Origin of the sequence: Rhodococcus sp. BP-332 (assembly GCF_019836065.1) — a bacterium.
GTDB lineage: Bacteria > Actinomycetota > Actinomycetes > Mycobacteriales > Mycobacteriaceae > Rhodococcoides.
The window spans coordinates 70,573-91,991 of the sequence record NZ_JABUEC010000005.1; the positions used below are offsets into that span (position 1 = coordinate 70,573).

24 protein-coding genes are annotated in these 21,419 nt (G+C 67.5%); 12 read left to right on the top strand and 12 right to left on the bottom strand.

What is annotated here, in order from left to right:
• The first annotated feature begins 72 nt into the window (after positions 1-72).
• From HQ314_RS18540 to HQ314_RS18555, 4 genes are all read left to right on the top strand, one after another.
• Positions 73-789 (top strand): TetR/AcrR family transcriptional regulator, encoded by a 717-nt coding sequence (locus tag HQ314_RS18540; RefSeq protein WP_222650887.1) that lies wholly within the window; start codon positions 73-75, stop codon positions 787-789.
• A gap of 156 nt (positions 790-945) precedes the next feature.
• Entirely contained in the window at positions 946-1,257 is a 312-nt protein-coding gene (locus HQ314_RS18545; RefSeq protein ID WP_222650888.1) for a hypothetical protein, read from the top strand.
• A 105-nt stretch (positions 1,258-1,362) separates the two neighbouring features.
• On the top strand, positions 1,363-1,515 hold the full coding sequence (locus tag HQ314_RS18550; RefSeq protein ID WP_222640080.1) for a hypothetical protein: 153 nt from the start codon (positions 1,363-1,365) through the stop codon (positions 1,513-1,515).
• Entirely contained in the window at positions 1,512-2,705 is a 1,194-nt protein-coding gene (locus HQ314_RS18555) for a PrsW family intramembrane metalloprotease (RefSeq protein WP_222650889.1), read from the top strand. The genes HQ314_RS18550 and HQ314_RS18555 overlap by 4 nt, the downstream gene beginning before the upstream one ends.
• A 128-nt stretch (positions 2,706-2,833) precedes the next feature.
• Here the strand turns inward: HQ314_RS18555 and HQ314_RS18560 are convergent, their stop codons facing one another.
• The 4 genes from HQ314_RS18560 to HQ314_RS18575 all read right to left on the bottom strand — a co-directional run bounded on the left by HQ314_RS18560 (position 2,834) and on the right by HQ314_RS18575 (position 6,308).
• The gene (locus HQ314_RS18560) at positions 2,834-3,559 is read right to left on the bottom strand and encodes a TetR family transcriptional regulator (RefSeq protein ID WP_222647870.1); all 726 of its coding nucleotides are present in this window, start codon (positions 3,557-3,559) and stop codon (positions 2,834-2,836) included.
• Between the two features lie 52 nt (positions 3,560-3,611).
• Positions 3,612-4,397, bottom strand: coding sequence for an SDR family oxidoreductase (locus HQ314_RS18565; protein WP_222647872.1), 786 nt, complete (start codon positions 4,395-4,397; stop codon positions 3,612-3,614).
• Complete coding sequence (locus tag HQ314_RS18570; RefSeq protein ID WP_222650890.1) at positions 4,394-5,386, bottom strand: NmrA family NAD(P)-binding protein; 993 nt, start codon at positions 5,384-5,386, stop codon at positions 4,394-4,396. Before HQ314_RS18570 ends, HQ314_RS18565 begins: the two co-directional genes overlap by 4 nt.
• Positions 5,387-5,573: 187 nt before the next feature.
• Positions 5,574-6,308 carry a GAF and ANTAR domain-containing protein gene (locus HQ314_RS18575; RefSeq protein WP_222647875.1) on the bottom strand — a complete coding sequence of 245 codons (735 nt, stop codon included), beginning with the start codon at positions 6,306-6,308 and terminating at the stop codon, positions 5,574-5,576.
• Between the two features lie 361 nt (positions 6,309-6,669).
• Here HQ314_RS18575 and HQ314_RS18580 point away from each other — a divergent pair, with 361 nt between their 5' ends.
• Both HQ314_RS18580 and HQ314_RS18585 read left to right on the top strand, forming a co-directional pair.
• Complete coding sequence (locus HQ314_RS18580) at positions 6,670-7,044, top strand: Lsr2 family protein (RefSeq protein ID WP_081821111.1); 375 nt, start codon at positions 6,670-6,672, stop codon at positions 7,042-7,044.
• A gap of 49 nt (positions 7,045-7,093) precedes the next feature.
• The gene (locus tag HQ314_RS18585; RefSeq protein WP_222640011.1) at positions 7,094-7,777 is read left to right on the top strand and encodes a hypothetical protein; all 684 of its coding nucleotides are present in this window, start codon (positions 7,094-7,096) and stop codon (positions 7,775-7,777) included.
• 39 nt (positions 7,778-7,816) lie between these two features.
• Here HQ314_RS18585 and HQ314_RS18590 read toward each other — a convergent pair whose 3' ends face one another.
• Together HQ314_RS18590 and HQ314_RS18595 are read right to left on the bottom strand one after the other, a co-directional pair.
• A complete protein-coding gene (locus tag HQ314_RS18590; protein WP_222628075.1) occupies positions 7,817-9,139 on the bottom strand; it encodes an FAD-binding protein in 1,323 nt (440 codons plus the stop codon).
• 37 nt (positions 9,140-9,176) lie between these two features.
• Complete coding sequence (locus HQ314_RS18595; RefSeq protein ID WP_222650891.1) at positions 9,177-10,178, bottom strand: phosphotransferase family protein; 1,002 nt, start codon at positions 10,176-10,178, stop codon at positions 9,177-9,179.
• A gap of 12 nt (positions 10,179-10,190) precedes the next feature.
• Between HQ314_RS18595 and HQ314_RS18600 the strand changes: the two genes are divergently transcribed.
• Together HQ314_RS18600 and HQ314_RS18605 are read left to right on the top strand one after the other, a co-directional pair.
• Complete coding sequence (locus tag HQ314_RS18600; RefSeq protein WP_308119486.1) at positions 10,191-10,994, top strand: MFS transporter; 804 nt, start codon at positions 10,191-10,193, stop codon at positions 10,992-10,994.
• Positions 10,995-11,008: 14 nt separating this feature from the next.
• Positions 11,009-11,893, top strand: coding sequence for a LysR family transcriptional regulator (locus tag HQ314_RS18605; protein ID WP_222650893.1), 885 nt, complete (start codon positions 11,009-11,011; stop codon positions 11,891-11,893).
• A 19-nt stretch (positions 11,894-11,912) separates the two neighbouring features.
• Here the strand turns inward: HQ314_RS18605 and HQ314_RS18610 are convergent, their stop codons facing one another.
• Complete coding sequence (locus HQ314_RS18610) at positions 11,913-12,740, bottom strand: helix-turn-helix transcriptional regulator (protein ID WP_261781852.1); 828 nt, start codon at positions 12,738-12,740, stop codon at positions 11,913-11,915.
• 86 nt (positions 12,741-12,826) lie between these two features.
• On the opposite strand from HQ314_RS18610, the gene HQ314_RS18615 reads away from it, so the two are divergent.
• Positions 12,827-13,507, top strand: a complete 681-nt coding sequence (locus HQ314_RS18615) for an SDR family NAD(P)-dependent oxidoreductase (protein WP_222650894.1) — start codon at positions 12,827-12,829, stop codon at positions 13,505-13,507.
• Between the two features lie 53 nt (positions 13,508-13,560).
• On the opposite strand, the gene HQ314_RS18620 is transcribed toward HQ314_RS18615, so the two are convergent.
• Entirely contained in the window at positions 13,561-14,415 is an 855-nt protein-coding gene (locus tag HQ314_RS18620) for a helix-turn-helix transcriptional regulator (RefSeq protein WP_027504415.1), read from the bottom strand.
• Positions 14,416-14,590: 175 nt separating this feature from the next.
• On the opposite strand from HQ314_RS18620, the gene HQ314_RS18625 reads away from it, so the two are divergent.
• The 3 genes from HQ314_RS18625 to HQ314_RS18635 all read left to right on the top strand — a co-directional run bounded on the left by HQ314_RS18625 (position 14,591) and on the right by HQ314_RS18635 (position 18,083).
• Entirely contained in the window at positions 14,591-15,529 is a 939-nt protein-coding gene (locus HQ314_RS18625; RefSeq protein WP_222650895.1) for an SDR family oxidoreductase, read from the top strand.
• A gap of 80 nt (positions 15,530-15,609) precedes the next feature.
• Positions 15,610-16,074, top strand: a complete 465-nt coding sequence (locus HQ314_RS18630) for a hypothetical protein (protein WP_027504413.1) — start codon at positions 15,610-15,612, stop codon at positions 16,072-16,074.
• 113 nt (positions 16,075-16,187) lie between these two features.
• The gene (locus HQ314_RS18635) at positions 16,188-18,083 is read left to right on the top strand and encodes a bifunctional diguanylate cyclase/phosphodiesterase (RefSeq protein ID WP_222650896.1); all 1,896 of its coding nucleotides are present in this window, start codon (positions 16,188-16,190) and stop codon (positions 18,081-18,083) included.
• A gap of 5 nt (positions 18,084-18,088) precedes the next feature.
• On the opposite strand, the gene HQ314_RS18640 is transcribed toward HQ314_RS18635, so the two are convergent.
• The 4 genes from HQ314_RS18640 to HQ314_RS18655 form a co-directional block, all read right to left on the bottom strand.
• Positions 18,089-19,447, bottom strand: a complete 1,359-nt coding sequence (locus HQ314_RS18640) for an MFS transporter (protein WP_222650897.1) — start codon at positions 19,445-19,447, stop codon at positions 18,089-18,091.
• 87 nt (positions 19,448-19,534) lie between these two features.
• A complete protein-coding gene (locus HQ314_RS18645; RefSeq protein ID WP_222650898.1) occupies positions 19,535-20,338 on the bottom strand; it encodes an alpha/beta fold hydrolase in 804 nt (267 codons plus the stop codon).
• Between the two features lie 22 nt (positions 20,339-20,360).
• Positions 20,361-20,945, bottom strand: coding sequence for a dihydrofolate reductase family protein (locus tag HQ314_RS18650; RefSeq protein ID WP_222650899.1), 585 nt, complete (start codon positions 20,943-20,945; stop codon positions 20,361-20,363).
• A 68-nt stretch (positions 20,946-21,013) separates the two neighbouring features.
• A complete protein-coding gene (locus tag HQ314_RS18655; RefSeq protein WP_261781853.1) occupies positions 21,014-21,418 on the bottom strand; it encodes a DUF6157 family protein in 405 nt (134 codons plus the stop codon).
• Position 21,419: the final 1 nt, after the last annotated feature.

Below are 21,419 nucleotides of genomic sequence, written 5' to 3' on the forward strand. Positions count from 1 at the left end.
CAGTTTCGTTGGTATCGCACCGGTGTTATCGATGGAAACACAACGGTATCACGAGACTGTTATCGTTGGAACGTGATCAAGCCGACCAGCACTCGAGACGACGTCCGGGCGCGGATCATCGAGGTCGCGGCCGCCCTGCTGCGCGATCACGGCGTGGCCGCAGTGACCACTCGTGGGGTTGCCGAGGGTGCCGACGTACAGCCCCCGACGATCTATCGACTGTTCGGCGACAAGGACGGTCTCCTGGAGTCCGTCGCAGAACATGTTCTGGCCGAGCATGTCTCGATGAAGAGACGCATCACCGAGAAGGCCGCGTCGCAGGGCGTGGATCCCCTCGTGGACCTGCGCGACGGGTGGCTGACGCAGGTCGAGTTCGGCATCGCCAACCCGGAACTGTTCCGGATGATGAACGGCCCGCAGCACCTGACACGATCTCGCGCGGCGCAGGCCGGCATGGACGTCCTCCGGGCTCGGATACACAGGGTCGCCGAGACGGGCAGACTGCGGGTGAGCGAACAACGGGCGCTCGGACTCGTCCAGGCAGCGGGTGTGGGCACGATCTCGGTGCTTCTCGCGACTCCGGCCGAGGACCGCGACGACGAGTTGGCCGACGCGATGTTCGATGCCGTCATGCGGCAGATCCTCACCGACCCGCCCGACCGCCAGCAGGACGACCACGCCGCCGCCGCGGTCGCTTTTCGTGCGATCACGCCGGCGTTGGACACGTTGAGCGCCGCCGAGCGCGCGGTCATGGTCGAGTGGCTCGATCGGGTGATCGCCGGACTCTGACACTCGACTCGCCGTTCTCGTCGAGGTCGTTCACAGCGGACTGCACGGACCGCGTGGTTTGTGACAAAGTACGAACAACGACGAGTTCGAGGGGTATCCGTGACACCACTGTTGAACGCTCCTGCACATCGACATCGAGTACCGGTCGAACATCGTGTGCTGGGTCTCGACCGTCGAACGTGGCCACCGGCGCTCGTCGTGCTCGCTGTGTTCCTGGTCTTCACCGTGGTGGTTCCGCGCATCGACGCTGCCCTCGACTGGGACGACCCCGTTCTGGCAGGGCAGCAGCTTGCACTCACCGACACCCTCGTCTTCACCCCCGTCGCCGGTTACGACGTCGAGTCCGGCTTCCGTGTCGGAGACGGAGGCACGTTCGGCGATGCCACCCTCGCCGGGGCCGGCATCACCTTCCAGGTGTCGTCAGACTCGTACGACGGCACTCCCGATCAGCTGCTCGACCAGGTGTAGAAGGTCACGTCCCGGACGGACGACCCCACCTTCCGGGTCGACTGGAACAGGGCCACTCTCACCACGGCGGCCGGCGAGACCGGAGTCGCGCAGCCCTACAACAGCGTGCGAAGCGACGGGGTGATCGCGGCCTTCGTTCTCGGCGGCACAGGGGTCGACATCACTGCCTACGGGCCACCCACCCAGATGACCGCAGCCCTCGACGACGTCCGAGCGATGATCGCGAGCATCCGTACCGTGGATGGGGACGACGCATGAGCACTGTCGACCCCCGCACGTCTCCCGAGACGGTCGGCACGGAAGCTGGTCAGCGCCGAGCGGAAGCAGTCGAGATCTCCGGGTGGGGTGCGATATTCCACTTCGTGCAGCCTCACAACCTCTCCTTCTGGGTCTACCTGGCGCTGACCGTCATAGGTGCGTTCCAGGCGTGGGCGTTCTTCGCACCCGACGCCGGGTTCTACGCCGAAGGGTTCGCGGTCGCAGCGGTGCTGTGCGGGTTGTGCGGACTCGCGTGGCTCGCCTGGTTCCATCACATCGACCGGTGGGAGCGGCAACCAGGCGGGCTCGTGGTCGCTGCCCTCGTGTGGGGCGCTGTCCCGGCAACGTTTGCCTTCGCGATGACCGTCAATACGGCGATGCTCGGCATCTACCCCAAGCTGTTCGGTCAGGAATGGAGCGCGAACTGGGCGGCAGGTGCGACGGCACCGTTCACCGAGGAGGCGGCCAAACTCTGTGGTTTCCTGCTCCTGATGAGCCTTGCCCCGCGTCTCATCCGCACCGCGAACGACGGCCTCATCGTCGGAGCGTTCATCGGGCTCGGATTTGCCGTGTTCGAGGACTTCCTCTACGCGGCGAGTTCCACTGCTCGGGCATTCGGCACCGATTCCGTGGGCAACGCGGTGCACATGTCCGTCGTACGCATCGCCGTCAGTTTCGCCTCCCACCCTCTGTTCAGTGCCCTCGTCTGCACCGGAGCCGTCTATCTGATCGGGACGGCAGCGCAACCCCGGCGGGTCGGGCGTGGTGCGGCCTTCGTCGTCGCCGGCATGTTCCTCCACTTCACATGGGACGACGCCGGCGGTCTCGGTGGCGGCGGTCTGGGAAACTTCGTGGTCCTCCTGGCGTCGGTCGTCATCGGGTTCACGGTGCTGACCATCGCGTTCCGACGGGCCGCACCGCGTGAGTATCAGTTCGTGCGAGACATCCTCGCCCCGGAAGTCGATGCTGGTGCGGTGACCGAGGCGGAGGTCGACGGTGTGCTGGACACGAAGGCACGCAAGGCATTCGTGAAGTCCGCACCCACTCGGAATGCCCGACGAGCCCGCACACATCTGCGTCGTGCCGTTCTGGACCTGGCGCACGATGTCGCCCGCGAGAAGGGCGAGGACACCGAGTCCGTACGCCACTCTCGCAGCGAGATCGAGCGGTTACGGGCAGCGGCCGGCTGATCGGCTCGGGCCGGGTGAGATCGGTCGAGTCACCGCAGCGAGCTGGTGAAGCGTCCGTCGAGGCCTGCACGTTTCATGGCGCGTCTGTGCAGAGCATGCGGTGTGGAGGTCTATGTCACCGCTGCGAATCACGCTCGCCGGGGGCCGGGTATCAGCAGGGGAACGCGGTCCACCAGGTCGAGTGCGACATCGGGAGAGGCGCCGTCGAACACGGCGGTGTGGATCCCGCGCATGGCGCCGGTCACGAGTTGCGCTGCCGCGGCCACGTCGGTGTGGCGTTCGATCTGACCGGCATCGGCCGCTCTGTGCAGCAGTTGTTCGATCGCGACGACGAAGTCGGTGTGCCACCCCTCGGCGGTTCCTTCGCTGCGGGGAACACCGATGTTGCGGAACAGCACGTGGGTCGCCGGAGTGTCGTAGATGGTGGCCGCGGCGATGTGCAGGAACGATCGCAGCTGTCCCAGAGGATCGTCCGGCCACGTCGCCTGCTCGGAACGCGTTGCCATGCGGTCGATCAGCGTGGTGGCGGCATCGTTGACGGCTGCGTGGAACAGGTCGCGTTTGGTGGGGAAGTGGTGGAATGCGGTCCGGGCCGCGAGTCCGCAGTGCTGCGCCACGGCCTCCACGGTGATGTCGCCGTAGTCGGAGTGTTCGAGCAGCGTCTGGGTGGCGTGGACGAGCCGAGTCGGCGCCGGCCCCGGGTCGTCCGCCGTGTCGGACGCGGCCCACCGATAGAGAGTGGTCGGGTGGACACCCAGATCAGATGCGACGGCGGTGGGACTCTCTGTTCCCTCGAAGGCACGCTCCACAGCGGCGCGACGGTCGGCCGCAGTGAACTTCGAGGCCCTGGCCATGATCGTGACACTACAGTCCGTGTCGGCCGAGCGGGGACGGCAACTCGGGAGATCAGCGCAGCAGCCGCGCCACCGCCGGAAGCAGTACCCGAGGTGGCGTCAGCGCTGCCGTGGCGGCCGCGATGGCGTTCCTCCGTCCTGAGATGACTTGTGGACGTGAGATTCTGGCGTCGAGGGCGCGCATCGCGGTGGCGACGACCTCGGCGGGTGACTGGTACGAGCCGGTCGTCGCGGCGGACTCGCCGATGACATCGAAGAACTCGGTGCGCGTCGGACCCGGGGCGAGTGCGAACACTCGGACACCGTGGCGCCTGGACTCGTACCACAGCGACTGCGTGAAGCTCAGGACGAAGGCCTTGGCTGCGGCGTAGACGGCGAGGGTGGGAACGGGTTGGAACGCCGTCGTGCTGGCGACGTTGACGACGGATCCGGTGCCGCGGGAGATCATGTCGGGGAGGAAGGCAGAGCAGATGTCCACCACGGCAGCGACATCGACTGCCAGGAGCCGCGCGAGGTCGTCGGCATCGTTGTCGACGAACGGGCCCTGTACTGCGAAGCCGGCATTGTTGACGACGAGGTCCAGTCTCTCGGGAACCAGGGTCCGCAGTCGACGTCCGGCTGCGGGTTCCGACAGATCATGGGAGACCGTACGGCAGTGGATGCCGTGTGCACGTTCGAGTTCGGCCGCGAGAGCGGTCGACCGGTCCTCCCGTCGTGCCACCAACACCAGGTCGGAGCCGCGCGCGGCCAGGGCTCGGGCGAACTCGGCCCCGATGCCGGAACTCGCTCCGGTCACCATGGACCGCGCCGGTCGGAATGGATCCTGCGAGCGACTCATCCTCGGGAGTCCTTCGACCGATGCCCACGCTCGGAGGCGGACCGTCGGGCGAAATCCTCGTATGAGGTGGGTTCGCGTCCGAGCAGTGCGGGAAGCACGGTCAGATCACCGGCGGGAAGTCCGTGCCGGTCGTAGTGCGACATCATCGTGCGGTACGCCTCGCGCGCATCGTGCGGCCAGTCGTTCATGCCGCGGGGATTGGCGGCCGCGCCGACTCCCCGCACGAGGTGGCTCGCGGAGTGCATTCCGGTCGCCCGGACGGCCTCGACGAGGATCGGTCCCAGCGCGGGCAGGGCGGCTGTCCTGTGTCTGAGCGATGACGGCGGGATGCGAAGAGCAGTCACGCGATGGCCCAACACCGTCGACCAGATCGCCGCCATCTGGTGGCGAGTCAGTTCGACGGTGGACAGGTCGTAGGTACGCCCGGTGTGTGAGGCCGGATCGAGTGCGATGGTGGCGGCCACCTCGGCGGCATCGGCGACGTCGACCACTCCCATGACGCTGTCCGGTGAGACCGGGTACGGCATGACGCCCGCGTGCAGAAGGTCCCATACCTCGAGGTAGTTCTGCATGTAGTGCGACGGTCTCAGGACGGTGGTGGGGATCGCGCTGTCGAACAGCATCCCCTCCGCGATGTCCTTCTGCCGATGATGTGGCAGCTGGTGCAGTTCGGGATGGATCACCGAGTGGAACACGATGTGCTGCAGACCATGTGATGGTCCTGAAGCGATGAGGTGATCGATGATGGGTCGCTCGTCGATGATCTGGGTCGGAGCCGCGTGGTACAGGACGGTCGTGCCGGCGAGGGCCGTGTCGAGTGTCTGCGGGGCTCTCAGATCGCCCACGACGGCCTCGGTGGCCCCGTCCCGCCGAGTCGTACGGGCCTGGTCGTCATTCTTCACCACCGCTCGTATCGGAACACCCCGTGATGCCAGCTGTCGGACGAGCAGCCGTCCGACACCGCCTGCGGCACTGGTCACCGTGATCATGGAACCCCCTCCGGTCTTCGCACCCGGCCCGCCCACGTGCGTACTGCGAATATTGCATATGCAATGCATATTCTGCAAGAAGTGTGGGCTGATCACGCGTCGCGAGCAACTCCGCTGCTGCTCTCGCTCGGACGTCGGGGCGGTCCCACCGACTCTGTCTGCACCGCGACGGCGCCTCCGCCGACGGTCAGAGATCGCCGGTCGGCGCGGCGGCGCTGACGGACTCGACGAACTCGGTGGCGATGTCGCGCACCTTGCGATTGAGATGTTGGGAGCGGGTCGACAGCACAGTGAAGGCCGCATCCTCGTCGATGCCACGCAGTGCCATCAGAATGCCCTTGGCCTGTTCGATGGGAGCCCTGTGCACCAGCGCGTCCCGTAGTCCGGCGATGGTTCCGTGTAGTTCGCGGCGACGTCGAGCCCTCTCGAGAGCATCCGCTGTCACTCCCGCGAGCAGCTCGACGAGGCGGTGATCGAGATCGTCGAAACCCTGTGGTGCACGGGCGAACAGGGTCAGCGATCCGACCGGCCGATCGTCGCAGACGATCGGCGCACACAGCATGGTGTTGATGCCGACGCGGCGAGCAGCGGGTCCGAGATGCGGCCATCGATCGTCGTCGACCGTGCAATCGACGACGATGGTGGCGGCCGTGCGAGCCGCGTGCAGACAGGGACCGTCGTCGGCGGAGTACTGCTGGTCGTTGATCGGCGCGATCTCCGTGCTCGAGGCTGCGGCGGTGAAGGTGACATCGCCGATCGACAGCGTGATGCCGCAGTGGTCGGCGGCATCGACGAGGGTGCAGGCGACGTCGGTCAGTCGATCGAGCAGCTCGGCGACGTGGTCGTCGTCGGCGAGTGCGGCAAATGCCCGGACGGCCAGAGCGAGCCGCAGCTCGGGCGGTGTGGGGTCCGACGTGGTCACGGCGCTCTTTCCATCACTGTCTCAGGTCGCGCCGACCGGTGACGGGCCTCGCGAACACGGGAAGTCGGTGCCGACCGCCGTCGGTTCGACAGTCGAGCACCGAACTCCGGGTGCAGCGGGGCACCTGCGGAGAATTGTGCCCGGTGGGGGACCACCCTGAAACACCGCTCGAAGATCACCATGGAGTCGAGAGAAAATATCCCCTCACGGAAGGTTGAGTGGCACCGGACAGGGTATGGACACGCACAGACAGCGGCGTCCAGAGTGTGGCGGCTTCCTACTACCTACAGATACAACGTCAGATCGGCCCGTGCGGGGTCACCCTGCGTGGTCGTTCGTACGCGTGTCCGAGGAGCTCCGCGTGGTTCGCAAGGTTGACGTGACGCTGATCGACGACCTGGACGGGATGTCCGCGGACGACACCGTCGTGTTCGGTTACCGGGGAACATGGTTCGAGATCGACCTGTCGTCCGAGAACGCAGCGCAGATCCACGGCCTGCTCACGGAGTGGAGCACCCGAGGACGTCGGTCGGAGGACATCTCGACGGTGCGGCGTCGGACGGCAGCGGACCGCGCGGAGACCGCGGCGATCCGCACGTGGGCGCGTGGACATGGTTTCGCCATCGCCGACCGCGGGCGCATCGCCGATTCTGTCGTGGCGGCGTATCGGACGCGAGCACGTCCGCCGTCTCGTGAGGATGCGACCTGCCCCCGTCGTCGCGGACGGGAAAGCTGAACGAGGCGTGCGCGAGTCGATCTGCGAACGCCTGGTGGAGGGATGGACCATGAACGACCCCGGTGACGCGACCGCGTCCGACGGGCCTCGACTCGGCCCGGGGGAGCGGTTGTCGGATTTCGTCGACGTGTGCGTCGGGGTCGCCGGCGCGGACGGTGGCGCGGTGGTCGTGTCGTCCCCGCGTCACCCCGATACGCGACGCGTGCTGCACACCACCGACTCGTCGGCGGAGAGGATCGCCGACCTGCTGTACCTGCACGGCGCGGATGTCGATCTCGTGTCGAGTGACCGTGCGGTGGGCCGGACGATCATCGTGGACGACCGCCACGACGGGGCGCGGTGGCCGTTGCTGATCGACGACCTGGTGGCATTGGATGTCGGGTGGGTGAGGGTGCTCCCACTGGGCGCGGTGGACGCCCCCCTCGGGTGCGTGCAACTGCACCGGCGCTCGGTGTGGAGCGGGCCGTTGCCGGCAGGAACGGACGTCTTGATCGGACACCTGGTGCGGGTCATCGGGCCCGTGGTCGCAGGCGACGCCGCGCTGGCGACCGTGGACGGGGACGAGGCAACCGATCTCACGAGCGTGGCCATCGGCATCCTGGTCGCGCGGCATGCCGTGGCGGTCGATGTCGCGTCGGCGATGTTGCGGGCCGGAGCGGTCACTCGGGAGCATTCGTCGGTGGAGGAGGCGCAGCGCATCATCGCCACCCTCCACGGCCGCGAGGGGCCGTGACACGCGCAGCGCGGCGGCGGCATCATCCTTCCCGAGGGGTCACCCGGCAGTCTCCGCGGCGACGAGTCCGAGCACCAGAGCGGCCGCCAGACCGCCTGCGTACGCGCGGTTCCACAGGCCGCCCGTGTCGGAACCGGCTGCCAGCAGGCCCGGAATCGGCTCGCCGTTCGGTGTCAGAACACGGGCGTCGCCGTCGACTCTGACGCCGTGAAACGGGAAAGTGACGGCCGGGACGGCTTCGATGACGTAGTAAGGCGGTTCGTTCAGCGGGCTCGCATCCAGCGCTCGGCCCGGCACAGGGCCCTCCGCCGACGTGGTGGACTCGTTGAAGTCGGCGATCGCGGCCGCGATGGCGGCTCCGTCGTATCCCCAGTCCTCCGGTAGGTATTCGAGCTCCTCGAGCGTGTCTGCTCGTCCGACCCGACCCCCGCGCTTGCTCGCCAGTGCGAACTTGTCGACGGCCACGGCGCCCTCGACGTACGACGCCAGGACCCAGTCCCGGTGCACGCGAGCGTCCGCCACGAGAAGCCCGCGTGCCTCGCGCCGGTCGAGCAGAGCCATCGTCGTCAGGTGATCACCGAGTGTCTCGTCGACGAAGCGCGTCCCGTCGAGATCGAACAGGAGCGCGTGTTCGCTGTAGTACAGCGACATGTCGACGAAATCGGACGGGTCCGTCAGGGTCACCCCGCTGGGAATCAGGTGCCCGTAGAAGCCGGCGTTCATCGCACCGGCGGCAGCGCCGACGCTCTCGGCGAGTGTCAGGCCCACGCCCGTGCTGTGGGGGTTCGAGCGCAGTTGCATGCGCCCTGCATTCGGATGAACGTGCTTCTCGAGCAGCGCTGCGGACCCTTGGAAACCGCCCGTGGCGAGCACGGTGTGCGCCGCCCGCACGTCCTGTGGTTCCGCGGTGCCGGTCCGGATCACCGCGCCGGTGACGACGCCGTTCTCGAACGTAAGGCTCTCGGTGCACGTGTTCAGAAGGACCGATCCGCCGGACTCGAGGACGATCCGCCTGCACAGATCGACGTACTGGTTGGTGTCGAACTTGTGTCCTCGCCCGAAGGACAGGATTCGCTGCGCATCGCCCACCTCCACACCGGTGTCACGTAACCACTGCACGCCGTCCTGGAACCGGTCCACCAGCAGTCGCCTCAGGGCAGGGTTGCCGTGCGGGTTCTGTGCGTCCATGACGGTGTGATCCGGTGCCGTCCAGACGTATCCGGCATAGCGCGCGGATCCGCCGACATCCGCACCGACCTCCACCACGACGACGGATCTGCCTGCGGACGCGGCGCGGGCTCCGGCGGTCAGACCGGCCATCCCGCCGCCGATGACCAGTACGTCGCACTCGATGTCGTTCATTGCTGTCGGCCTCTCGATCAGAAGTGGTGTCTGCGGGTCACCGTGAGAACGCGCGCAGCCCGGCTGCGGCGAATTCGGCTGTGGCGTGGGCGGCTGCTGCGGCGGTGCCGTCCGTGTCGTCGGAGGTGGCGGCGCGGTGTGCGATGCCTTCGGCGATGACGGCGATCTTGAAGTCGGCGAGGGCGCGGTAGAAGTTCCAGTGGGCGAGGTCGCGTCCGGATACGGCGGCGTAGTGCTGGGCGAGGTCGTCGGCGTCGGGGTAGCGGGGGGAGGTCCAGGCGGCGTCGACGCCGAGGACGGTGTCGAACATGGGTTGCCGGTAGGCGCACATGAGGGCGATGTCGGTGAGGGGGTCGCCGAGGGTGGACATCTCCCAGTCGACGAGTGCGGCAACGGTTCCGGGTTCGCCGTGGGTGAGGATGGTGTTGTCGACGCGGTAGTCGCCGTGCACGATGGCGGCGGCGCAGTGGGTGGGGACGGCGTCGGTGAGGGCCCGGTGGAGTCGGTCGATGTCGTTGAGGTCGCGGGTCTTGACGCGGTGCCATTGCCGTCCCCAGGTGGCGACCTGTCGGGCGGTGAATCCGTCGGGTCTGCCGAAGTCGGCGAGTCCGACCTCGTGGTGGTCGACGGCGTGCAGCGCGGCGAGGACACGGACGAGTTCGCTGGTGTTGGCGGCGATGTCGTCGTCGGTGAGGGCGTCGAGGTCGGTGCGGGTGCGCACGACCTGTCCGGGGACGAACTCGACGACGGTCATCGGCGCTCCGAGGGTGGCGCCGTCGGCGTCGAAGGCGACAGCGGTGGCGACGGGGACGTCGGTGCCGGCCAGGGCGCGGGTGACGGTCCACTCGCGGGCCATGTCGTGGGCGGAGGGGGTCAGTCCGCTGACCGGGGGGCGCCGCACGATCCAGGATGTGGTGTCGTCGTGGGCGCGGTAGGTGAGGTTGGACCGGCCTCCTGCGATGCGGTCGACGCACAGTTTTCCGGTGATGTCGATGCCGTAGTCGCGCAGGAACGTCTCCGGGAGTCGCGCGCTCGCCACCCGATGCTGGACGTGCGGCTGTTCACGAACATGCGCTTCACGGCTGCCAGTGGGGCGGTCACCAGTGCGTTCTTCGCGCTGTTCGGGTTCATTTTCCTCGTCACCCAGTACTTCCAGTCCGTGCGCGGCTTCGGTGCCCTCGATACCGGCGTGCGCATGCTGCCCGTCGCGGGATCGCTGGCAGTGTTCTCGCTGGTGGGTCCTCGCCTGGCGGTACTGGTCGGTTCCAAGATCGTGGTGGCCGCCGGCCTGGCATCGTTGACGGCTGCGTTCCTGTGGATCTCGCAGATCGACACGGGCACGTCCTACCTGCAGATCGCGGGTCAGATGGTGCTGCTGGGCGCGGGCCTGGGTCTGACGAGTGCCCCTGCGACGGAGGCGATCATGGGAGTCGTTCCGACCGACAAGGCCGGGATGGGATCAGCGGTCAACGATGCCACCCGCGAGCTCGGCGGAACACTGGGTGTCGCCGTGATCGGGTCGGTCGCACTGTCGGTGTACCGGGACGGGCTGGACACGACCGAATTGCCCACCGTCCTGATGGAACCCGCGCAGGAGTCGGTGGGCGCCGCGCTCGAAGCCGCACGCCAGGCGGCGGACTCGCTGGGTGCCACCGGGGCACTGCTCGGGTCGCAACTGTCCGATCTCGCACGCGAACGCTTCGTCGACGGCTTCACCACCGGCAGTCTCGTCGCCGGGATGGTCACCGCCGTGGCGGGTGTGCTGACGCTGGTCTTTCTCCCCTCGCATCCCCTCCCGTCGCATACCGACGACGACGAGTCGCACGATCGCCCCGACGTGAGCGTGCGCCGCTGACATACGCTCCATCGGTGCCGACTCTGCGAGCCCTGGAATGCTTCGTGGCCGTCGTCGACGCCGGCTCTGTCACCGCGGGAGCAGCCCAGCTGCATCTGTCGCAACCCGCGCTCTCCCATCACCTCGCGTCGTTGGAGACGGAGATCGGGAGTCCTGTGCTGGAGCGGCTTCCGCGAGGCGTGCGTCCCACGCCCATCGGCCGTGCCGTTCTCGTCGATGCGCGGATCGCGTTGGCAGCGGCCGAGCGCGTTCTGCGAACCGGACACGCTGCGGCACAGGGTGATGCGGGCCGGCTACGCCTGGGGTGTGCGGAGAGCATGACCGTCCAGACCCTGGCACCGACGTTGCGCACCTGGACCCGGAAGCACCCGGACATCGGTCTGGATCTGACCGAGTACACCAGCGCCGACGCGATGGCGACGGCGATCACGGACGGCGACCTCGACATCGCAGTGGGGCCGGCGCCGTCGCGCGGGTCCGCAGCGATGACCGAGATCGGGACCGAGGAGATCCTGGTCGTGATTCCGGAAGGTCTCGATCTCGCCGACGAGGACGCCGTCTCCTGGCCGAACCTCGCCGGCAGGCCGATCGTGCACTACCACCCGTCGAACGGCCTTCGTGGATGGTTCGACACCGTGGCTGCGACGCACGGAGTCCAGCTCGACGCTGTCACGCACACTCGACATGCCACGACGGCAGCACAACTCGCTCACGCAGGGTTGGGGGTCGCGCTCGTGCCGGCCACCGCCGTTCCCGCTCGCTTCGCCGGGATCGTCAAGTCGATGACACCTCCACTGACGAGGGCGGTCGTCGTGATGGTCGGGGCGGAATCGGACGCGCTGACACAGAGGTTCGTGGCCGATCTCGTGTCGCGGGGCATCGGTACTCGCCGCTCCTGACCCGCTCCCCGCGACCGGCTCACACCAGAGTCTGCGTGCCGACGACGCGCAGCAACTCCAGACGTTGCTCGTCCTCGGAGCCGGGAACGGTGGTGTAGACCACGATGCGCAGATCGCTGCCCGGTGCCGTGAGCACATCGCAGTCGACGGCGATCGGTCCCACCGGCGTCGTCATCACCTTGCGGCTTGCCTTGTGCACCGACATGGTGGCGCGACCCCAGCGAGCGTCGAAGTCCGCACTCCTCGCCCGGAGTCGGGTGACGAGGGTGGTCAGATACGGGTCGTCGGGATAGCGGGCGTGTGCCGCTCGAAGATCGGCGACGAGGTCCTCGCCGAATTCCTCGTGATGGCGGTCGTCGTACCCGACGCCGGTGAAGTCGTCGGTGAAATGGCGCCACACCACATTGCGGTCGACACCGTGTCGCAGTGCGGGGTCCCCGCTGATGGCTGCCCAGAGGCCGTTGTGATGGACGATGTCCCACGCTGCCGTGAAGACCGCCAGTGGCACGTCGTCCAGGCGGTCGACCATGCGCCGCACGCCGGGCCCGATGTGGTGCGGGACGAGGCGCCCGTTCGGTGATGCCAGTCCGGCCACTCGATACAGGTGATCCACTTCCTCGTCGTTCAGTCGCAGCGCTCGCGCCAACGCGGCGATGGTCTGCGCCGACGGGTGCCGCGCCCGCCCCTGCTCGAGGCGGACGATGTAGTCGACGCTGATGGACGCCAACGTGGCGAGTTCCTCACGGCGCAGTCCGGGTGCTCGTCTGCCGGGGACGGCGGGCAGGCCGACCTCCTCCGGTCGAGTCCGGTCCCGCCAAGCCCGGAGCACCGTCGACAGTTCACTCATGCACACCATCGTGCACCGCGTCGCCGGAGCGCGGGTGGTACCGGCAGTACCTGGACCTGCACGCCACCGGGCCACAGGATCGAGACATGACAACAGCACTCATCACGGGAGCGAACAAGGGCCTCGGACTCGAGACGGCGCGACGACTCGTCGACTCCGGTGTCGACGTGTACGCCGGCGTCCGCGACCCCGGCAGGGCAGACGACGTCCGCGCACTCGGTGCACACGTGGTACGGCTGGACGTGACGGACACCGACTCGGTCACCGCGGCGGTGTCGTCACTTCCCCGACTGGACGTCCTGATCAACAACGCCGGCGTCATCGGACACGGCGGCGGTGTCGACGACCTGGACGCCGACTCCATGGCGGACACCCTCGACACCAACGTCGTCGGCATCGTCCGGGTGACGCAAGCAGCGCTGCCGCTGCTGCGGCAGTCGTCGAATCCGGTGATCGTCAACGTGGCCTCGGGTGCGGGAATGGGCCGATTCCTCCAGGATCCCGGCCGGGACGAGTTCCCTGTCGCCGCCATCCCGTACGCCGCCTCGAAGGCGGCCGTCATCACTCTCACCGTGCAGTACGCCAAGAACCTCCCCGAGATACGAATCAACGCCTCCGACCCCGGCTACACGGCCACCGACCTCAACGGGAACACCGGGCATCAGACTGTCGCGGAGGGAACCGACGCCACCGTTCGCCTGGCCCTGCTCGGCAGCGACGGACCCACGGGGGAGTTCCACGACCGCACCGGGCGGATCGAGTTGTGAGCAGGCGGTCGTTCGGCTGATGGCATCGATTCCTCGACGTGACTGTGTGTTCGTCACGGGCCCGGTGTCGTGGACGTTCGTGTTCCCAGTGCGGGGAGCAGCTGAAGCTTCTCGTGACTCGGGCTGCCGGGAACTGCGGTGTAGACCAGAAGGAAATGGGACTGCAGCGGATCGACGAGCGTCTGGCAGGACAGTTCGAGGCGGCCGAGATCCGGGTGGACGAATCGCTTCGTCTCGGCCGGCCGCACTCCCACTTCGTGCCGCTCCCAGACGGTGCGGAACTCGTCGCTCTCCTGAAGCAGCGTCGCCGCGAGACGCGCAGCGCGCGAGTCGGGTCCGCGAAGAGTGGCGACCTCGCGTAGGCCGGACACCCATGTTCGGGTGAGGTGCGCGTGATCCTCGGGGGCGTACAGGTTCCTGCTCGCCGGGTCGGCGAACCACCGATACCCGATGCTGCGTGAGGGCCCGGTCCGGCCGGACTGATCACCGGTGAGCGCGACACCGAGTGCCGTCTGCCGCAGCGTCTCTCCCAACTCTGTGACGATCTCGGCGGGAGTGTCGTGCAGTCGGTCGAATATGCGCAGCAGGCCCGGACCGATGTGATCGCCGACGGCCCCGCGTGTCGGTGGGGTGTGGCCGGCGAGCCGGAACAAGTGGTCGCGTTCGGGTAGCGAGAGATGCAGTCCCTGTGCGATCGAGGCGACCATCTGTTCGGACGGTTGGGGTCCTCGCTCCCGCTCGATACGGGCGTAGTAGTCGGTCGACATGTGGCTCAGTGCCGCGACCTCTTCGCGCCTCAACCCGTCGGTCCGACGTCGCAGCCCTCGTGGAAGACCCACGTCCTCGGGTTGCAGTGCGCTGCGGCGACCCCGGAGAAACTGGGCCAGCCCTGCTCTGTCGATCTCCATTGCATCTTCCTATCGCGTGGCGCGTGCGCCGACCAGGGTCTGTCGATCCCCCTCTCACTCGCAAGGGGTGACCCGCCATCGGGGGATCGACGAGTCCTGGTTGTCGGGGGAGGACCCCGGCACGGTGAGGTCACACGTCGTCGACACGACACCTCACACCCATCAGGAGCGACCCATGAGACACACCATCGACATCGCCGTCCCCGATCTCTCCGGTATCCGAGCTGTCGTCACCGGCGGCAGTGACGGCATCGGCCTCGTCCTCTCCCGTCGCCTCGCGGCAGCAGGGGCGGAGGTGGTCCTGCCCGTTCGCTCGCAGAGCAAGGGGGAGGCGGCGATCGACGCGATCAGGCAGGCTCATCCCAGCGCCGACGTCTCACTCCGGCGCCTCGATCTCTCGTCGCTCGACTCCGTGTCCGCACTCGCGGACACGCTGTCGTCGGAGGGCAGACCGATCGGCATCCTCGTGAACAATGCCGGCGTGATGACTCCACCGTCGCGACGGACGACGTCGGACGGATTCGAGCTGCAGTTCGGCACGAACCACCTCGGCCACGTCGCGCTCGTGGGCCGTCTGCTTCCCCTGCTGCGAGCAGGGCGCGCCCGCGTCGTCTCACAGATCAGCATTGCCGCGAACAGCGGATCGATCAACTGGGACGACCTGAACTGGGAACGGTCGTACGACGGAATGCGCGCCTACAGCCAGTCGAAGATCGCCTTCGGACTGTTCGGCCTCGAACTGGGACGGCTCAGCGCGCAGCGTGGCTGGGGTATCTCGAGTCATCTGTCGCACCCCGGAATCGCGCCGACAGGTCTGCTCGCCGCGCGACCCGAGCTCGACCGGACCTCGCAGACCACGAGCCGTCGCGTGATCGCGGCCCTGTCCCGTCGCGGAATACTGGTCGGCACCACCGAGACCGCTGCGCTGCCGGCTCTGTACGCGGCGACCGCCGTCGATATGACGTCCGGAAGTTTCCACGGGCCGGCGGGACCCGGGCACCTCGGTGGGCGTCCCGGACCGCAGAAGCTGTACTCGCGGCTGCGCGATCGTGCGGAGGCGCGACGGGTCTGGGAACTGTCGACCGAGCTCGCCGGAGTCGGGTTCCCGGACTGACTACCGGGGCGCCGGACCCTCACCACGCGTGGTGAGGAAGAGCACGCATCCCGATCGGCGATCGTGTGCGAATGTGTTTCATGGTTCATCGCACTCAACCGACGCCGCGCTCGTGTGACTTCCTCGAGGTGATGGGCACGTCCGACATCGAACCCTCGAGTCGGTTCCTGGTGTGGTTGATCGACGACCGCGACACCGTGGTGGTGCGGGCAGCGGCCGACGTGTCGTCGGCGGTGCGGACGGCTCGCGCGTACTGCGCGGCCTGGGGAGCACGGGTGCAGTACATCGAGGGTCCGGACGGCCGGATAGTCGACCGCGCGGACTGGGAACCATCGATGACCGGCCCCCATCCGTTGCCGTACGTGTACACGGTGGAACTGCGATCGCCGCGCGCGACGGGACGTGACGAACTGGTGTCGGCTCTGTGGACCAGTACCGACCTCGACGAGGCGCTGCGATGGCGTGACATGCTCCCCGACGACCTTCGGGGTCGCAGCCTGGTGGTCAGCAACGCACCCGACGGTCACTATCCGACCGCCCCCTGACACGAGTGCATTCGGCTCCGTCGGCGTTCGCACGGCCACGGAACGATCGACGTGCGATGCTGGACGGGTCATAAGCCGTGAATGTCGGGGTTTGTCGCTCGTGACGTGTGCCCGTGGTCGAACCGACCATCGACTCACAGACGCCGAACGGAGTGATGGTGACGATCCCCGCCCGTGTCCTCGCGGACGTTCGTGCATCCCGACGCTTCGCGCTGGCGCAGACCGCGCTCGCCAGGCTCAGTGGGCTCGCCGTCTCCGCCGACCTGGACGAGGTGTCCGCCGCAGCGACTTCCACCGCGGCGACCCTGGTGGGGGTGGCGTCCGCGGCGCTCGCTCGGCACGAGAGTCCGGAGGATCCGTTTCTGCGCATCGACGCGGTCACCCATGTGCTGCGCACCGATGTCGAGGTGCGGTCCGGCGCCGGCTCCCTGGCCGGATTCGCTCTGGCGCACGGTCGATTGACCGTCTGCTCGGACGGCGAGACAGAGACACGGTTCGACACGTCCACCATGTCGTCGGTCGGCTTTCGCAGCGGCGCCGCTGTGCCGATCACGACGAGCGCCGGGGTGTGGGGCGCGCTGATCGTGTTCGGGGCGGAACCGAATCTGTTCGACGACACGGACATCGCGTTCCTGTCGGCGGTGGCCGGAGTGTTCTCCGCAGCGCTCGAACGCGTCGACCTCTCGCGGCTTCTCCGGGAACAGACCGATCACGATCCACTCACGGGACTTCCGGACCGCACGCGGGCCTACTCGGCGGTGGGCGATGCGTTGACTCGCGCGCGTGCGCAGGGCGACGAGGTGGCGTTGCTCCTCCTCGACGTCGACGATTTCGCGATCATCAACGACAGCCTCGGACACGACACCGGCGACCGCGCGTTGGTCCGGTTCGCCGAGCGTCTCGTCGCTGCGGTCCGAACGCGGGACGCGGTGTATCGCTTCGGAGGTGACGAGTTTCTCGTCGTCTGCGGGGGCTTCGACGACGCCCGGAACGCCGAGGATCTCGCGTTCCGTGTCACCGCTGCGCTGGCCGCGCCGCCGTCCGCGGCCGATGCCCCCATTCCGATGAGTGCCTCGATAGGTATCGCGGTGTCCGAGCCCGGCGTCACGGTGCGGGAGTTGCTACGGCGCGTCGATCTGGCGCTGCACCGCGCCAAGGACGGCGGCGGCGGAGCGCATGCCGTCTTCGACGCCGAGGACGATCACTACGACGCCGACCGCGTCCGCTCCCTGTCGGTCGACCTGCGGGCTGCCCTGGCCGAGGACGAGTTGACCCTCGCGTACCAACCCTTGGTGCACATCGCGACAGGGGAGGTGGTGTCCGTCGAAGCACTCGCACGCTGGAATCACCCGACGCTCGGGCAGATCGAGCCGTCCGAGTTCGTAGCGGTGGCCGAGCGCACCGGTCTGGCTGCGGTACTGGGGGATTGGGCGCTACGCACTGCGTGCCGCCAGGCGGCGAGATGGCGCAGGGACTTCTCGATCACCGTGCGGGTGAACGTCAGCGCGCTCCAGTTGCGAGACCCTGCGTTCCCCGAGCGGGTGTCGTCGGTGCTTCGGGAGACAGGTCTGCCGCCACAGGCTCTGGGACTGGAGGTGACCGAGACGGTGTGGCTCGCCGACACCGGTCGCGTCGCTCGAAACGTCGCAGCGGTGAACGAGATGGGCGTCGCCCTGGTCCTCGACGATGTCGGCGCGGGCCACAGCAGTCTCGCCTACCTCGAGCGGTTCTCGGTGTTCGAGTGCTTCAAGATCGACAAGGGGTACATCGACGCTGTCGAGACCAGGCGGGGGCGGGCGGTCGTGTCGGCCATCGTCGCACTGGCCAAGGCGTACGAGATGACCGTCGTGGGGGAAGGTGTCGAGACCCGGGCGCAACTCGATGCACTCGCCGAGACGGGATGCGATCTGGCGCAGGGGTTCCTGCTCGGCAGACCCGTCGATGCCGAGCAGACCACCGCCGTGTTGGAGCTCCGTGCATCACCGGCCGAGGCGGTCGGCGGCATCTGACGGGTCTACGTCAGTGCGCTCGCTGTCTCCGTGTCGGAGCGCGGGTGTGACAGATGCAGATCGTCGTCGCGAATCAGCGCCGTGGCGACGACACTGACCACCGAGGTGCCGACGAGGAAGCCGCACGCGAGCCAGGGTGACCCGCTCGCCGCAGCGATCAGTGCGGTGAGAATCAGTGGTGTCACGCCGGAGGCGTAGATGCCGGAGAACTGGTAGACCACGGACAGGCCGGTGTAGCGGATCTCGGTCGGATACAGGCTCGCGTACAGCGTGCCCTGTGCTCCGTAGAAGGTGGCGTGAACGATGCCGAACACCAGGACTAGTCCGAGTCCGAAGAGCCACAGGCTGCCCGTGTCGAAGAGGGCGAACACGGGAAACACGGCCAGCCCAAAGGCCGCGATGCCGGTGATGTACACACGCTTGACGCCCACCCTGTCCACGAGCACCCCGGACACCGGGATGAGCACCGCCATCACCACTGCCGCCACGGTGACCACGAGCAGGACCGAGACCTTGTCGAACTTCAGTTGTGTTGTCGCGTAGGTGATGGCGAAGACACCCCACGTGTTGAAGGCGGCACCCTCACCCCATCGCGACAGCAGTCCGAGGACGGTGCTTCGCGCATGGCGCCGTGCGAACACCTCCTTGATCGGTGCGCTCGATCGCTGCTGGAGTTCCGACACCTCGCGGAACGCCGGCGTCTCCTCCACCTTCAGGCGCACGACCAGACCGACGATCACCAGAACGAGACTGACGAGGAACGCGATGCGCCAGCCGTAGGAGAGGAATTGCTCTTCGTCGAAGATCACCTGCAGCAGGGCGAACATTCCGGTGCCCAACGCGAGGCCGAGCGCGAGACCCACCTGCGGGATGCTTCCGAACAATCCACGCCGACGCGCCGGGCTGTGCTCGACGGCCAGAAGCACGGCACCGGCCCACTCGCCGCCGAGAGCGAAACCCTGTGCGATGCGCAACAGCAACAACAGAATCGGAGCCAGCAGACCGACGTCCTCGGTCGTCGGCAGGACGCCCATCAGGGTGGTCGCCACACCCATGATCAGCATCGACAACGCCAGTGTCTTCTTGCGGCCGATACGGTCTCCGAAGTATCCGAAGACGACTCCACCGATGGGGCGCACCACGAATCCGACGGCGAAGGTGGCGAAAGACAGCATGGTGCCGACGAAGGACGACTGATCCGGGAAGAACAGGCGATTGAACACCACACTCGCCGCCGTGGCGTAGAGGAAGAAGTCGTACCACTCGACGGTGGTGCCGAGGAGGCTCGACGCCACGACCGTGCGAAGGCGCTTGCGCCGGTCGGCATCGGGTTCGAACGAGGCCGAGTCGGTGAGGGCAGTCATGTACTCCGACACTGGCGTACGAGCTGTCCCGCGGTCACCCGTTGTGCTCGAGCTGATCCGAACGTCTCGCCCGCGTGGCGAGTTGGTTCACTCCGTGAAGAACCGACGGAGGACTCGGGCAAGCGCTTCGGCATCTGCCACATGTCCACCGACCTCGAGGGTGACCCGTCGGGCATCGGGCAGAGCGTCGGCTGCGGCGTCGGCCGCCCCTCCGAAGAAGTCGACGGGCAGTCCGGCCATCTGTGGGTCGATGCCGACAGTCGTCGTCAGCAGTACCGGTTGCCGAACGAGGGCGAGACGGTGGACTGGCGGAGGTCCGTCGCCGAGGCATTCCGCGTCGTATCGCAGTGTCGGCGCGAGCTCACGCAATGCAGACCACACAGGGGAGGCCTCGGCGCCCGCGATGTCGTCCTCCGAGGATCCGGCGAGTCGCATGAACAGGCGCAGTACGAGGTCGGGGTCGTCGGCGTCGAGTGCTGACTCGAGCTCACGCCTGTACGTATGCCAGGCGGAGATCATCGGGGCCTCCACCTGGTACGGCACCTCGTGAACGGCGACGCGGTCGACGGGAAGCCCTGCTGCGGCGGCTTCCAGCGCCAACGCACCTCCGGACGACGCACCGAACAGATGCGCGTGCCCTCCGGCAGTGTCGATCACGGCCGCGAGATCCTCGACCTCCCGCCCCACGGAATACGACGGAGCGTCACCGCTGTCACCTCTGCCGCGGCGCTGGTAGTTCACCACCGCGAAGTGATCGGCCAGGTGCGTGCCCAGCGGGTGGTTCTCGGCGCCGTCGTCCAGACCGCCCCCGACGAGCACCACCGCCGGCCCGTGAGTGCTCAGGCGGTCACAGGAGATCGGTGTGCCGTCGGCGGAACGGACATGCGGCATCAGACCCACGCTCCCTGCCGCGTCATCGACGGGCCACGTAGTGAGCGATGATCACACCCGTGGTCGTCGGAACGGACCTGACCAGCTCGAGATCGACCCGGTCGGCCGTCCCGAACAGTTGCGTGCCCGATCCCAACACGATCGGATGAATCTGCAGCACGTACTCGTCGATCAGGTTCGCCGCGTGCAGGCTACGCACCAGCTCGCCGCTTCCCATGATGGTCAGCGGCACGCTCGTGCGTTCTTTGAGTCTGCGCACCTCGTCCACCGCGTCACCGGCGACGAGGTGGGAGTCGGGAAACTCGAGAGTGGTGTCGGTGGACCTCGACACGACGTATTTCGTCGTTCGGACCAGCACATCGGTGAAGGGATTCGGCTCGGACGTCGTTGTCCAGAAGCCGAGTAGATCCTCGTACGTCCTCCGGCCGAACAGAAGCGCACCCTCGTCGCTCATGCCATCCGCCGCGAACGACATGGAGATCTCGTCCTGGTATCCCTGGCCCCAACCGCCGTGGACGAACCCTCCTCGGTCGTCCTCGTCGGGCCGTCCGAGGCCCTGTATGACTCCACCGGTGCTGATGCTCTGAAACGCGGTGATCGTCGCCATCGCTGCCAATCCTCGAATAGGTGGGCTGTCAGTCGTATCGACCCGGCGGGTGGCCGGAACTCATCGCGTCACCGCCGGGACCGCATCGCGCTCTTCTGCGTGATGCGGGGGTCCGAGCTGAGCGCGTCGTATTCCGCGGTGCCGACGGCGAGGAGCGCGACACGTTCGTTCTCGTCGTGGTGAATGCCCCAGCCGTACCGTTTCCCCAACGGAGACGCGCGCAAGCATGCCCGATCGGCGGCGAAGAAGCTCACACGATCAGTTGTGGGGCGGGTCTGTTCGAGCCCGGACCGCTCCACGTGTACGGCGTACAACACGTCGTCCGATGTGAGTGTGTAGGGGGCGTCGGCGATCATTCTGTACTGCAGTTCGGCAATGGTCGGCTTGTCGTTCTTCGTCGGTGGTTTCTCGCCCGAGGTGGCAGGGCAGTCGGGCGCCACTCCGATGAAGACGTTGCGGTAGTTGGTGGTCATG